13 protein-coding genes are annotated in these 13,816 nt (G+C 54.2%); all 13 read right to left on the reverse strand.

The genetic code is table 11. From position 1 onward, the window contains the following. Window positions 1-268: 268 nt before the first annotated feature. On the reverse strand, window positions 269-673 hold the full coding sequence (locus KJI95_RS00575; protein ID WP_214505233.1) for a DUF2802 domain-containing protein: 405 nt from the start codon (window positions 671-673) through the stop codon (window positions 269-271). 78 nt (window positions 674-751) lie between these two features. Then, window positions 752-1,246 (reverse strand): chemotaxis protein CheW, encoded by a 495-nt coding sequence (locus KJI95_RS00580; RefSeq protein ID WP_214505234.1) that lies wholly within the window; start codon window positions 1,244-1,246, stop codon window positions 752-754. A gap of 7 nt (window positions 1,247-1,253) precedes the next feature. Continuing rightward, a complete protein-coding gene (locus KJI95_RS00585; protein WP_214506149.1) occupies window positions 1,254-2,237 on the reverse strand; it encodes a chemotaxis protein CheW in 984 nt (327 codons plus the stop codon). Window positions 2,238-2,556: 319 nt separating this feature from the next. Next, window positions 2,557-3,339, reverse strand: a complete 783-nt coding sequence (locus tag KJI95_RS00590) for a ParA family protein (RefSeq protein WP_214505235.1) — start codon at window positions 3,337-3,339, stop codon at window positions 2,557-2,559. Between the two features lie 68 nt (window positions 3,340-3,407). Then, a complete protein-coding gene (locus tag KJI95_RS00595; RefSeq protein WP_214505236.1) occupies window positions 3,408-3,923 on the reverse strand; it encodes a hypothetical protein in 516 nt (171 codons plus the stop codon). A 37-nt stretch (window positions 3,924-3,960) separates the two neighbouring features. Continuing rightward, window positions 3,961-5,067: a protein-glutamate methylesterase/protein-glutamine glutaminase gene (locus KJI95_RS00600; RefSeq protein WP_214505237.1), complete on the reverse strand. Its 1,107-nt coding sequence runs from the start codon at window positions 5,065-5,067 to the stop codon at window positions 3,961-3,963. Window positions 5,068-5,097: 30 nt separating this feature from the next. Further along, entirely contained in the window at window positions 5,098-7,464 is a 2,367-nt protein-coding gene (locus KJI95_RS00605; protein ID WP_214505238.1) for a chemotaxis protein CheA, read from the reverse strand. Window positions 7,465-7,479: 15 nt separating this feature from the next. Beyond that, the gene (locus KJI95_RS00610; RefSeq protein ID WP_214505239.1) at window positions 7,480-8,220 is read right to left on the reverse strand and encodes a protein phosphatase CheZ; all 741 of its coding nucleotides are present in this window, start codon (window positions 8,218-8,220) and stop codon (window positions 7,480-7,482) included. Window positions 8,221-8,233: 13 nt separating this feature from the next. After that, window positions 8,234-8,617, reverse strand: coding sequence for a chemotaxis response regulator CheY (gene cheY, locus KJI95_RS00615; protein ID WP_011760392.1), 384 nt, complete (start codon window positions 8,615-8,617; stop codon window positions 8,234-8,236). A 43-nt stretch (window positions 8,618-8,660) separates the two neighbouring features. After that, window positions 8,661-9,380: an RNA polymerase sigma factor FliA gene (locus KJI95_RS00620; RefSeq protein ID WP_214505240.1), complete on the reverse strand. Its 720-nt coding sequence runs from the start codon at window positions 9,378-9,380 to the stop codon at window positions 8,661-8,663. Further along, the gene (locus KJI95_RS00625; protein WP_250885512.1) at window positions 9,373-10,254 is read right to left on the reverse strand and encodes a MinD/ParA family protein; all 882 of its coding nucleotides are present in this window, start codon (window positions 10,252-10,254) and stop codon (window positions 9,373-9,375) included. The genes KJI95_RS00620 and KJI95_RS00625 overlap by 8 nt, the downstream gene beginning before the upstream one ends. Before the next feature lie 4 nt (window positions 10,255-10,258). Beyond that, window positions 10,259-11,650, reverse strand: coding sequence for a flagellar biosynthesis GTPase FlhF (gene flhF / locus KJI95_RS00630; protein ID WP_214505241.1), 1,392 nt, complete (start codon window positions 11,648-11,650; stop codon window positions 10,259-10,261). A 12-nt stretch (window positions 11,651-11,662) separates the two neighbouring features. Continuing rightward, the gene (gene flhA, locus KJI95_RS00635) at window positions 11,663-13,762 is read right to left on the reverse strand and encodes a flagellar biosynthesis protein FlhA (protein WP_214505242.1); all 2,100 of its coding nucleotides are present in this window, start codon (window positions 13,760-13,762) and stop codon (window positions 11,663-11,665) included. Window positions 13,763-13,816 lie beyond the last annotated feature (54 nt).

Here is a 13,816-nt window from a genome sequence, read left to right on the forward strand (position 1 = left end):
AGACGCAGGCAGCGGGGTTGCAAGTCCTGCTATAACGCTTTACTGCAAAGTTTGGCAGTGGAGCGGGGAAATTCAGGAGGAAAGTGCCCGAGAAAAGTGCCGGAGAAATGTGCAGGTGAACAGAGCTTCGGTCAGCAGTGCTTCGCTGGACCGTCTGATTGATAGTGCCGTCGCAACAACAGGACCACAGCCTCAAAAAACAAAAAGTGCGCCCTAAAAACAACAAGCTGCCAGTGGCAGCTTGTTTGCATTCAAACTACGAACCTTATCAGCGCTTGGCGTGCAGTCTCAGCAGCAGCTCAGCTTCGGCCCGGGGCAGCTCACATTCGCGCATCAGCTCATCGATACCGGCACCGAGTGACACCATTTTCATCGCGCGGCTGTATAGCCTCGCCTGCGGCTCCTGCTCCAGGGTTTCATCGATACGTGCATCTTGCTTGAGCAGCTTTTTCTCAAGCTCAAGGACACGCTTACCCACCCCAATAGTGCCACTTCTCAGCTCCTGCAGTTCACGCTTAAGGCTATCACGTTGTTTGTCCGACTCTTTTGCCAGCAGTGTCAGTGCTTCGACCTTACTTCTGAGATTACCGAGCTGCTTTTGCAGATAAAGCACCAAACCAAGGCAAGCAACTATGTATACCAATGCAGCAATCAGCACCCAATTCTCAGCCATCTAACTGCTCAACTCCTTCAATAAGCCGGTTTCAGAAACGTCAAAGGCCGCAAGCTGCGGCCTTGGGCAGACAACAGATCAGATATGTGCGAGTTCGGCCCACTCTTCGTCAGACAACAGCTTATCCAAATCCACCAGAATAAGCAGTTCATTGTCACGGTTACTGACGCCCTGAATAAACTTGGCGCTTTCTTCAGTGCCCACGTTCGGCGCGTTATCAATTTCAGAGCGGCGCAGGTAAACCACTTCGGCCACACTGTCCACCAGAATACCAATCACCTGCTTTTCGGCTTCGATAATAACAATACGAGTTGAATCATCGACTTCTGCCGGCTGCAAGCCAAAACGCGAGCGGGTATCAATCACAGTGACCACGTTACCGCGCAGGTTGATGATCCCCAACACATAGTGAGGCGCTCCCGGCACCGGCGCAATTTCGGTATAACGCAGCACTTCCTGTACCTGCATTACGTTAATGCCGTAGGTCTCGTTATCGAGCCTGAAGGTCACCCACTGTAATACTGCGTCATCCTTACCGGCCGCCACCGCTGCCACATTTCTTGAGTCTGCCATATCTACCTCAGTTAATAGGATCCTGACAACCTAAACCCGCATCCAGCAACTGGATCAATGCCGTCACATTCAGGATGCCGCACATCTGTTCTTTGACGACACCGGCAAGCCACGGACGCTTACCCGCCGACGTGCGCCAGTTGACCTCTGACTGTTTAATCCTGACCGCATTGACCAAAGATTCGCAGGCCAGGCCCCAGTTACTGTCTTCTAATAATACAAGATATTGATAATTTACGCTTTGCGCCAGTTTTTCGTCGTATTTTTCCGGCATGACCCAGGCGCAGGTGTCAACCAGGTTCAACTGCGCATCCCTGTGGGTCTGCACGCCCAAAAACCAGGATGGTCGCCCGAAAATATGGTTGATACGCTCAACTCTGACAATGCCGCCCAGACTAACCAAAGGCACCGCCAACGTCAGCCCGGCTACTTTAAAGAATAGTACCTGAAATTCATCATCGAGCTGTTCTTGAAGATCTTTTGTAATACTTGGCGGTGTCGCACCTGTCTGGGTTTGTGGCGCCGTGGATGAAAGGACCTCGGCGGCCGCTAAAGGTTTCAGGGCCTGCGCATTGCTGACTGCGGCAGCTACAGGGCTGATCTCAACAGGATTTGGTGCTGGAGCAGGAGCTGGCTTCACCGCAACCTTGGGTAATTCGGCAGCGACAGTACTGACAGCGACTTTGGGGGCCGCTACGGTTTGTGCCTCACGACTCACCTCAAAAACCGGCGCAAGCAGCTTTTCGAGCGCCGCCTTATCCAAAGGCTCAGCCGGTTTGGCTTGTGCCAGCGCCTCGAGCTGCAATCGCTGGGATGAGCGCTGCTGCTCGCGAAGGCGTTCAGGCTCACCGCTGTACGGGGACGCAGTCAAAGGCTCAGCTGGCTGGCTTGCCAGCGTCTCAGCGCTGTTGGGAGCTGAGAGTTCTGCGTTGGCGTCATAGCCCGCCTGAGGCTTGACTCCGCCCTTCTCCGATACGGACGCAGCATGCATTGACGCTGGCGCTGCTGTGGTTACCTGTTGCTGAGCGGCTGTTTTACCCGGCACATCAATATGAGCGTGTTGGGTAATGCCGCGAATATGCACCTGAGGCGCGGCTTTAGGCTGTAACGGCTCGCTGCTATCTTCGTTTGGCTCGTTTTGTTCGCTATGCTTCCTTTGCTCGTTTTGCCCGGGCGCGGCTGAAGCATGTTTCACCGCTGAAGCCTGTTTCACCGGCGCCGTATATTGCGCCGGCTCGGTATCTTTCTCCGGCGAAGGGCTTTCGGTCAAAAGCAGCCGAAAGAAGTCGACGACTGTCTCATCAACTGACTTAGACATGGTCAAACTCCCCGGCCATCAAATAGGCAAGCAAACGCTCGTACGCCATTATCCCACGACTACCGGCGGCATAATGTGACGCTGGCAAATGCGCCAGGCTCGCGTCCCTGAACTTGGTATCAACCGGGATCACATCCGGCCACAGCGCATCGGCATATACTCTCGCCAGTTCATCAAGCGCTGCCGGCGACGCCTTGGTGCGCCTGTCATACATGGTCGGCACCACGGTATAGCTGTAGCGGGTATTTTTGGAGCGCCCCATCAATTGCATGGTTTTAATCATGCGATCCAGACCCTTAATGGCAAGAAACTCGGTCTGCACCGGGATTACTATATGCTGACTGGCCGCCAGCGCATTAACCATCAACACGCCAAGTACCGGCGGGCAATCGATTAAGGCCACATCATAGTCCTGCTCCATGAGTTTAAGCAGGTTTCGCAGCACCAATCCCATACCTTCCTGATGCCCAAGGGCGCGGTCGAGGGTGGCAAGGGCCATGGTCGCGGGAATAAGGTCGAGGTTTTCCACCAGCGTCGGCACGGTATGCTGGCGAATAAGGTCTGCAGTCAACGACTTGTGAGCCACAAACACATCGTAGAGAGAGCCGGGGACTTCTTCTGAATCTATTCCAAGGTAATAGCCCAGGGAGGCATGGGGATCCGTATCCACCATCAACACCCGCTTGCCCTGCTTGGCCAGCAGGCCGGCAAGACTGGCAACCGTGGTCGTTTTGCCTACGCCACCTTTTTGATTTGCAATGGTCCAGACTTTCACGGGTTTGGCTCCAGATAACGCACTATTCTAATTATACTTTTTACTGGATCAGCACTTTGGGGCACGGATCACTTCTTTTCGGCAGCAGTCGGCTTTGACTCATCACGGGTCGTCACGCGGATCCCGCCATGGGGCAGCGCTATCACCTTAACACCGTTGCCGCTTTCTGACACCACCACAGGCTGCAGCGCATCGGGGAGCGTTTGCGCGGCTGCAGGGTCTGCCGGGGCGGGGTTTTCAGCCGCAGGTTCCGGTAAAGGTTTGGCATCGGTGCGCCCGGCCTGTGGGGGATCGCTTTGCATCGTCTTAGTACCAGCCTCAGCGGGTATTTGCTCGCTTACGGCGGACTCGCTTGCTGCGGACGTGGAACTGTTAGGCTTGGTCGCGCGTTCAATCAGCTGCCCGGTTTGCTCCGGATGGCTTTCAAGCCAATTGGCCAGAGCTTCAGCCTGCCCTTCAGGCACCATCAGCAGCACCTGGTTTTCAGCAAGGCGGGTATTTTCCGCCTTAAGCGCCGAATATTGGCTTCGCAAATCAAGATAGAGCACCACCACGACCACTAAAGCTACCACCAGCAGAAACATCACCAGCCCCCAAAGAGGCTGGTTAACTGACCGCCTGCTAGCCACGGCCAGACTCTTTCAGAATCGAGTCAGCCATGTTGTCGAGCGAAATCGACTGGGTAGAGATGCCCGCTGCCGTTACCGCCTGCGGCATGCCATAAACCACACAACTGGCTTCGTCCTGCGCCCAAATAGTGGCGCCAACGTTTTTAAGCATTCGGGCGCCTTCACGGCCATCAGCCCCCATGCCGGTCAGCACGACGGCAAGTACATCGCCGCCATAGGCCTTAGAGGCTGAAGCAAAGGTGATATCCACGCAGGGCTTGTAATTCATGTCGACACTGCCGGCAACTATCTTAATGCGACCCGTGGCACCCGCGCGCTCAATCATCATCTGCATGCCGCCGGGCGCAAGGTAGGCACAGCCCGGCTGCAGCACATCACCGTTTACCGCTTCTTTCACCGAAATTTTGCAAAGGCCGTTAAGGCGCTGGGCAAAGGCCGGAGTAAAAGCCGCCGGCATATGCTGGATAAGCAAAATCGGTAACGGATAATTGGCAGGAAACTGCGTGAGCACTTTTTGCAGCGCTACCGGCCCGCCAGTGGAAGTACCGATAGCAAGCAACTTATAGCTTTTGCCACTTGGTCTGATTGCTGCGGCAGGAGCTGCTGGGCGGGAAACCGCCGCCGGCGGCCTTGAGCCGACAGCTGGGCGACTGACAGGTTCGGGCACCGACGTTCTTGGCGGGGCAATTGGACGAAATACACGTCTTTTACCGAGCGCCTTCACCCGTTGCTGCAACAATTTGGTCGCTTCTTCCTTGTTGGTGGCTATGTCTTCAAAGCGTTTGGGTAAAAAGTCCAGCGCGCCGGCATCCAGCGCATCCAGCGTCGCTTTGGCACCATCATGGGTAAGGGATGAAAACATCAGAATAGGCGTTGGGATCTTGGCCATGATTTCGCGCACAGCCGTGATCCCGTCCATTACCGGCATTTCGATGTCCATGGTAATGACGTTAGGCTTAAATTCCTGCGCCATTCTGATGGCTTCCATGCCGTTGGCTGCCGTTGCAACCACTTCCAGCTCCGGGTCCTGATCCATAATTTCGGAAACCCGTCGACGGAAAAAGCTTGAGTCGTCAACGACCAATATTTTTATTGTCATTTACTGTCCTGCCAAATGCGATAACCGCGCTTACTTCCGTTTGGCATAATGCTTAAGCAAACCTGGCACGTCGAGGATCAGCGCAATCCCGCCATCGGAGGTAATAGTGGCGCCCGCCATACCCGGCGTGCCATGCAGCAGTGCACCGAGTGGTTTGATAACCACTTCTTCCTGACCAATCAAGGCATCCACCACAAAGCCAATCTGCATGGTGCCGAGTTGTACTATCACCACATGGCCATGTTTCTTGTCGCCGTGCTTGAATTTAACTTTGTTGCGGCTAAGCCAATTTTCCAGATAAAACAGCGGCACCGCCTTGTCACGCACGATAACCGTCAGCTGACCGTCAACTATGTTGGTCTTGGTCAGATCGAGGTGGAAAATCTCACTCACACTGGAAAGCGGTAAGGCAAACACTTGCTTGGCCACTTCTACCATCAGGGTTGGCATGATAGCGAGGGTCAGCGGCACCTTGATTTCAAGGATAGTGCCCTTACCCTTAGCTGAGTCGATATGCACTGTACCGTTAAGCTGAGTAATGCGGGTTTTAACCACATCCATGCCCACGCCGCGGCCTGAAATATCGGAAATTTCGGTTTTGGTGGAGAAGCCCGGCGCAAAAATCAGATTGTATGCTTCGAGATCTGACATTCTGGCGGCGGCGTCTTCATCCAGCACACCTCGCTTAATGGCGATGGACTTGAGCTTTTCAGGATCCATACCTGCGCCATCGTCTTCTATTTTAAGAAGAATATGGTCGCCTTCCTGACTTGCCGACAGCGTAATGGTGCCGGAAGCTGGTTTGCCTGCAGCCTGCCGGTCGGCGGGCATTTCGATACCATGATCCACCGAGTTTCGCACCAGGTGCACCAGAGGATCGGCAAGAGCCTCAACCAGGTTTTTATCAAGGTCGGTCTCTTCACCCACCAAAATCAGGTCGATTTCTTTATTAAGGCTGCGCGCCAAGTCGCGCACTACCCGAGGGAAGCGGCCAAACACCTTTTTGATAGGCTGCATGCGGGTTTTCATCACCGCGCCCTGCAGATCGGCAGTCACCAAATCAAGGTTTGCCAACGCCTTTGACATTTCTTCGTCTTCACGGGTCACGCCAAGGCTCACCAGGCGATTACGCACCAACACAAGCTCACCGACCATGTTCATGATCTGGTCGAGCCGCGCGGTATCGACCCGCACAGTGGTTTCACCCTGCGGCACGGCAGCTGCAGCAGGAGCCGGCGCTTTGGCTGCCACGGCAGCCGGTTTGTCGGCATTTGCCGACTCGCTGATTGCGGATTTAGGCGTAGCCGCTCTGGGGGCTGGCGCACTGGCAGCAGGCGCAGCGGCTTTTGGTGACGGCGCTGATGGGGTGGCAGGTGCTGCCTTGGCCGGTGCTGCGTTTGATGATGCTGCGTTTGATGGTGCCGCGCCGCCAGTTGCCTTTATGCCGGGGCCTGTGCCCTTGCCGTGAAGCTCATCGAGCAGTTTTTCAAATTCATCATCGGTGATTTCGTCAGTATCGACCGTATCGGCAGCACTGACTTCAACCTTGGCAGGGGTCTTTTCATCGGCTTTTTCCGCTTTGAATTTGCCAGAGCCGTGCAGCTCATCGAGCAGCGCTTCAAATTCATCGTCGGTAATTTCATCACCGGCAGGCGCAGCAGGTGCTGGCGCTTTTACTGGCGCTGCCGATGTGACCGAGGCTCCGGCAGACGCTGCTTTGCCCGGTGCCTTACCCGAGCCGTGCAATGCATCGAGCAGCGCTTCAAACTCGGCCTCGTTGATATCGTCTATTCCGGCATCGGTGCTGACAACATCTTCAAACAGGCCATCATCATTGAGGATAGCTGCAGGCTGCGGCGCGCTCGGCGCCGGTGAATCAAACAGGTCGACGCCGGGAATATCAGATTCAACAAACACGTCAGCTACTGGCGTTTCTTCTACATAAACAGGCTCGTCTTCTGCGTAGACGGGCTCATCCTGCGCTGCGCCACCTTCGGTCGGCAGCGGCGCGCCAGAGGCAAGCAGCTTGAGCTTGCCGAGCAAATCGGCCGATGCCGGCTCTTGCTCCTGACCTGCCTGGGTTTGGGCAAACATGGTGTTGATGGCATCCACGGCTTGCAGGATGATATCCATCAATTCAGCGCTGACGTGCCGTTTGCCAGTTCTGAGTAAATCGAAGGTATTTTCTGACTCGTGGCACACATCCACCATGGGCGCCAGACCTAAAAAGCCTGCCCCACCTTTGACGGTGTGAAAACCACGGAAAATGGCGTTAAGCAGATCGGTGTCTTCCGGATTGTTTTCCAGCGCAACCAATTGCTCTTGCAGCAGTTCAAGGATCTCTCCGGCTTCTATTAAAAAGTCCTGCAGGATCTCTTCATCAACATCAAATGCCATTAAATCGACTCCTTATCAGAAACCCAGGCTGGAGAGCAGGTCGTCAACTTCATCCTGACCGGTAACCACATCCTGACGAAGTTCTGCATTTAAAATAGGACCTTCGGCCTCAATGGCACCGGGGCTGCTGCGCTGGATCTTATCTGTGCTGGGCTGCTCGCCAAATACAGTCAACATCTGCACCAGGTTGCTTTCGACTTCGCGCACCAAATCAATTACCCGACGGATCATCTGACCGGTCAGATCCTGGAAATCCTGCGCCATCAAAATTTGATTAAGCAGCTCACGAAGACGCTCTGAATCCTGGGCACTGCGACTCATCAGCAGCTGTACATCGTGGCACAGACTTTTGAATTCGCTGAGTTCTATGTCACGCCGCATCAGCTTATCCCATGCGGGAGTGACAGTTTGAATGTGGCTGATAAGCGCGTCGGCCAGCGGCAGGCACTCTTCAACGGCATCCATGGTTTTGTTGGCCGCCTGCTCGGTCATGTCGATGACGTAATTCAGGCGCTCTTTGGCGTCGGGAATATCGACACTGGCCAATTCCATCAGGCGGTTGTCGAGCTGAAAATCCGCCAGGGCGCTGTGAAGCTGACGGGTCAGCTTGCCGACTTCGTCAAAGAGTTCCTTTTGGATTGGGGCCGCCAATTCACGCAACATCATGTCGGCTTTTTCTTGCTCACCCTGGGTGAGCAAAGCGACTAATTCATGCGCCTGTTCGAGACTGATGAGCCCTGATGTTTGTGCCTGCATAGCTCATCCTTGCTCAACCGAGACGTTCGAAAATCTTATCCAGCTTCTCTTTCAGGGTAGCCGCGGTAAAAGGCTTAACCACGTAACCATTCACACCAGCCTGGGCGGCGGCAATGATTTGTTCACGCTTGGCCTCTGCGGTCACCATCAACACAGGGATATGCTTAAGATTTTCGTCGGCACGAATGGCTTTCAGCAGATCGATGCCCTGCATGCCGGGCATGTTCCAATCGGTGACCACAAAATCGAAATCGCCTTTTTGCAGCATTGGCAGGGCGGTCGAGCCATCATCTGCTTCCTGGGTGTTGTTGAAGCCCAAGTCTCGCAACAAGTTCTTGATGATACGTCTCATCGTTGAAAAGTCGTCAACAATGAGAATCTTCATATTCTTGTCCAAGGTTTCCTCCGGTGAGCTGAAAATCTAACTGCTCATTAATGAATTACACGTGTGTCCAATGCTTGAGTTTGGCTTTGAGCCTGAGCATCGCCTGACTGTGGATCTGGCATACCCGCGACTCACTTACATCAAGAATGGCACCTATTTCTTTTAAATTCAGTGCTTCGTCGTAATAAAGTGACAAAACCAGTGCGTCCCGTTCAGGTAATTGGCGGATAGCGTCAGCCAGCGCATGCTGAAACTCCCCTTCCGCCAACTCATCGTAGATGTCGTCTGTTTGTTCGCCATCGGGAACCAACACATCCTGCGAGACACCTAAATCTTCTATCCCTATGATTTTACCGACAGAAACATCGTTGAGAATATGATGGTATTCATCCAGCGACATATCAAGTCTTTCGGCAATTTCACTGTCGCGGGCATCTCGCCCCAACTCTTGCTCCAACTCACCAATGACCTGGGCAACCCTTCGCTGGTTTTTATGCACGGAACGGGGTACCCAGTCGCCTTTACGGATTTCATCCAGCATGGCGCCACGAATACGAATACCGGCGAAAGTTTCAAATTTGGCCCCTTTACCACCGTCAAACTTGGCCGCAGCTTCGAGCAGGCCTATCATGCCGGCCTGAAGCAAATCGTCCAACTGTACGGATGCGGGCAATCTGGCCAGCATATGGTGCGCGATTCTTTTTACCAGCGGTGCGTACTGTTCAACGATGGAGGTTTTACTCTCCATGGAGGTATACGCCGCGGCTTTATTCACTCGCTCTGTCCTCTTGGATTTCGGGACGATTCACCAAACGCTCCACAAAGAACTCCAGATGACCACCGGGCTGCTGGGGAATAGGCCAGCTGATAACCTTATTGGCCAGGCCGTGATAGGCAATCGCGGCAGGAGACTTGGGATAGGCCTCTACAATCAATTTTTGCTTACGTACTGATTTTCGCAAGTTTTCATCGAAGGGAATTGTTGCTACCAGCTCCAGTGCCACATCGAGGAAACGGTCTGTTACCTTGCTGAGTTTAGCAAATAACTCCATTCCTTCGCGCAGACTGCGCACCATATTTGCAACAATTTTGAAGCGGAACACACCGTGTTCACGACTGAGGATTTTAATCAGGGCATAGGCATCGGTGATGGATGTCGGTTCATCACACACCACCACCAATACATCCTGGGCCGCACGGGAGAAACTGAGCACCATGTCAGAAATGCCGGCTGCGGTATCCACAATCAGCACATCAAACTGGGTACGCATTTCACTGAACGCGCGGATAAGGCCGGCATGCTGGGCGGAGGTAAGCTCCACCATCGCCTGGGTGCCTGACGTAGCAGGCACAATACCTATGCCTTTGGGGCCACGCAAAATAATATCGTCAAGCTCGGCGTCGCCTGAAAGCACATGGGAGAGGTTTTTTTCAGCCCTGAGGCCGAGCATCACATCGACGTTGGCAAGCCCCAGATCCGCGTCCAGTACCAATACCCGCTTGCCCTTTTCTGCCAGAGCCACAGCCGTATTGATGGACACGCTGGTTTTACCCACCCCACCCTTGCCGCCGGTCACGGCGATCACTTTTACTTTTTCGTTATATGGCTGATTCATCATACGTAAACCGCTTGCTTGATCACGGGTCATAGCTTCACTCAAACGCATAGGCCGTGTTGTCCGACCATTGATTGTCATCGACGCCCTGATACTCAGGTTGATTTAGGGCGTCGAGCGCCTGTCTTGCCAATGTCAGGGTATCGGCCACTTTCATGTCTTCCGGAACGCGCTGTCCGTTGGTGACATAACTGAGCGGCAGACCACTCTGAATGAGAACGCTCAGTGCTCCTGCCAGAGACACGGATTCGTCCAGTTTTGTCAGCACAGCCCCCGACAGAGGGATGCGCTGAAAATGTTTTACTGCGTCCTGAAGCACGCGTCGCTGCGCCGTTGCTGACAATACCAGATAACTGCGAATCGGCAAGGCGCTGTTAGACGTCAAATTGTCCAGTTGCTCAACCAGACGCATATCGCGCTGGCCCATACCGGCGGTATCTATCAATACTAGCTTGCGATTACGCAGCTGATAAAGAATTTGTTGCAACTCATTGAGATCATGGGCTTGCTTTACCGGACACCCCATGATTTTGCCATAAGTTGCCAATTGCTCAAAGGCTCCGATGCGATAATGATCTGTGGTGATAAGTGCCACCTGATCAGCGCCGTGATGGGCGGCGAAACGGGCGGCAATTTTAGCGATAGAGGTGGTTTTACCCACGCCGGTGGGGCCAACAAAAGCCACTACACCGCCACGACGAACAATATCATCACCTTGATTATCAAGCATATTTGCCAAACTTTGTGGCAAGGCTTTCACAAGATCAGCCGGGCTGTAATGTTGTGACAACCCCGCAAGTTTCGCGGCGACTGCCGGTGAAAACTCCGCCTCCAGCAGCCGGGTTTCGAGCATGGCGCCCACAGGATCAGTGCGCTTTTTTTGCTCCATCATCAAAGAGGACACCTGATGGGTCAGCAAATTACGCAGTGACGCCAGCTCATCCTTCATCGCATCGAGCTCCAGCTGGCTGCGATTGGCAGCGCGGGATTTGTCAGCATCCGGAGTAAACACGGCCTGGCGCGGCGCTTCTTTGGCTTTCAGCGAAGGGGCTTCCAGGCCACGGGCCCAAGCCGGTAAATCATCATCTTCAACCGAGCGGCCCATCTGCTTATCCATACGGCTTTGCTGACGCTCAAGCAGTGCCTGCAGCGAATCGGCCGGTACTTCGTTGGTTTTTTGACGGCTGGTGCGCACCACGTTTTTGGCGGCGAGCGACACCTTGTCGTCGGTCAGTTCGTCAAAGGGATTGGTCGGCGCGGATTTGGCGTCAAGCTTAGGTTTAGGCTCGTCATAATCCACCGCCGCCACGATTTCGATGCCGCCTGTGACCTTTTTATTGGACATTATGACAGCGTCAGCACCGAGGGTATCTTTCACCTGAGCCAGAGCGGCGCGCATATCTTTTGCAAAGAAACGTTTGATTTTCAATTTACTGCCCTCTTACTGGCCCACGGCTGACACAATTCTTATCTGCTTCTCGTCGGGAACTTCCTGGTAGGAAATCACCCTCAGGTTGGGAATGGTGTATTTCACAAAGCGCGACAGTGTCGAACGCAGCATTCCCGATGTAAGCAGGATGGCGGGTTGCCCTACCATTTCCTGCCGCTGAGCGGCGTCAGCCAGTGACTGTTGCATCCGCTCGGCCAATCCGGGTTCGATGTTTGGACCTTCGCCCCCGGATGCCTGCATCGACTGATGCAACATCTGTTCCAACTCTGGCGCCAAAGTAATGACGGGGATTTCGGCCTCGGGCCCGGCGATTTCCTGAACAATCATACGTTTGAGTGCAATACGTACCGCAGCGGTCAGGACTTCGGTGTCGTTTGACTTAGTACCGTATTCCACCAGGGTTTGCACTATGGTACGCAGATCCCGCACCGAGACCCCTTCGTTGAGCAGGTTTTGCATCACCTTCACCACATTACCAAGGGACATCACATCAGGAATAAAGCCATCCACAAGCTTGGGTGAATGCTTGGCGAGAATGTCCATCAGCTGCTGCACTTCTTCATAGCCAAGCAACTTGGATGCGTTATTGGTGAGCACCTGGCTGATATGGGTGGCCACCACGGTCGCGGCGTCTACCACGGTATACCCCAGGGTCTGGGCGTGCTCGCGAAGCTCAGGGGCAATCCACACCGCTTCAAGACCAAAGGCCGGATCGCGGGTGACCACGCCATCAAGCTTGCCAAACACCTGCCCCGGGTTAATCGCGAGTTCGCAGTCGTGGCGGATATCGGCTTCGCCGACCACCACGCCCATCAGTGACACCCGATAAGTGCTTGGGGCGAGGTCAAGGTTATCGCGGATATGCACCGCCGGCACCAGAAAGCCAAGCTCCTGCGACAGTTTTTTGCGCACACCTTTGATGCGGGACAGAAGTTCGCCGCCCTGCCCCTTATCCACCAGCGGAATAAGCCGGTAACCCACTTCAAGGCCTATGGTATCGACATGACGTACATCGTCCCAGCCAAGCTCTTTGGGGCTGTTATCAAGCTTATCGACGGGACCTGCCACTGCGGCTTCAAGTGCGGCCTGCTTGCGCTTTTCGATGCGTTTATGAAGGAAATAGGCACCGGCGCCGGTCAGGGCAGCAAAGGTTAAAAATGCCATGTGCGGCATGCCGGGCACTATGCCCATGATAAACAGCACGCCTGCAGCGATGCCAAGTGACTTGGGATTGTCAAACATCTGACTCATCACCATGCCGCCCATGTCGCCCTCTTCATTCTGACGGGTCACCATCAGCGCGGCAGCAATCGACAGCAGCAAACCCGGGATCTGTGCCACCAGGCCGTCACCTATGGTCAGCAGGGTATAAATTTCCACCGCCTGCATAAAACCCAGGTCGTGCTGCACCATGCCTATGATGAAACCACCGAGGATGTTGATAACAAGAATCAGGATCCCCGCTATCGCATCGCCTTTTACAAACTTTGACGCACCGTCCATGGCACCGTAGAAGTCAGCCTCTTTGGTAACTTCAGCGCGCCGGGTTCGCGCTTGCTCCTGATTGATAAGACCGGCGTTAAGGTCGGCATCAATGGCCATCTGTTTGCCGGGCATGGCATCCAGGGTAAAGCGGGCACTTACCTCGGAAATACGGCCGGCACCCTTGGTAACCACGGCAAAGTTGATGATGATAAGAATGAGGAACACTACCAGACCCACGGCATAGTTGCCGCCTATCACCACAGAGCCGAACGCCTCAATCACCTTACCGGCGGCATCAGGACCATTATGACCTTCAAGCAGTACGACCCGGGTCGAGGCAACGTTCAAGGCAAGTCTTAGCAGGGTTGCCACCAGCAGTACGGTGGGGAATGCGGCAAAATCCAGCGGCCGATTGGTGTAAATAGCCACCAGCAATACCACCAGTGCCAGCGCAATGTTGAATGAAAACAGGATGTCGAGCAAAAACGCCGGCATCGGCAACACTATCATCGCCAGTGCCGCCAGCACCAACGCGGGCGTTCCCAATCCACGCAGCGCAGACGGTTTTATCTTACGGATTTGCCCAAGCTGACCCATTACATTCATTCGACACTACCCAAAATTGACGCTTTGGCGCTACTCAGCAAATTTCAAGCCAAG

Origin of the sequence: Shewanella jiangmenensis, from assembly GCF_018596335.1 — a bacterium.
Classification (GTDB): Bacteria; Pseudomonadota; Gammaproteobacteria; order Enterobacterales; family Shewanellaceae; genus Shewanella; species Shewanella jiangmenensis.

Bases quoted from the DNA above. Each gene is read 5' to 3' on its own strand.
- KJI95_RS00575 (WP_214505233.1), bottom strand. From the start codon at position 673: ATGGCTGAGAATTGGGTGCTGATTGCTGCATTGGTATACATAGTTGCT.
- KJI95_RS00580 (WP_214505234.1), bottom strand. From the start codon at position 1,246: ATGGCAGACTCAAGAAATGTGGCAGCGGTGGCGGCCGGTAAGGATGAC.
- KJI95_RS00585 (WP_214506149.1), bottom strand. From the start codon at position 2,237: ATGCATGCTGCGTCCGTATCGGAGAAGGGCGGAGTCAAGCCTCAGGCG.
- KJI95_RS00595 (WP_214505236.1), bottom strand. From the start codon at position 3,923: ATGTTTCTGCTGGTGGTAGCTTTAGTGGTCGTGGTGGTGCTCTATCTT.
- KJI95_RS00600 (WP_214505237.1), bottom strand. From the start codon at position 5,067: ATGACAATAAAAATATTGGTCGTTGACGACTCAAGCTTTTTCCGTCGA.
- KJI95_RS00605 (WP_214505238.1), bottom strand. From the start codon at position 7,464: ATGGCATTTGATGTTGATGAAGAGATCCTGCAGGACTTTTTAATAGAA.
- KJI95_RS00610 (WP_214505239.1), bottom strand. From the start codon at position 8,220: ATGCAGGCACAAACATCAGGGCTCATCAGTCTCGAACAGGCGCATGAA.
- KJI95_RS00625 (WP_250885512.1), bottom strand. From the start codon at position 10,254: ATGACCCGTGATCAAGCAAGCGGTTTACGTATGATGAATCAGCCATAT.
- flhA (WP_214505242.1), bottom strand. From the start codon at position 13,762: ATGAATGTAATGGGTCAGCTTGGGCAAATCCGTAAGATAAAACCGTCT.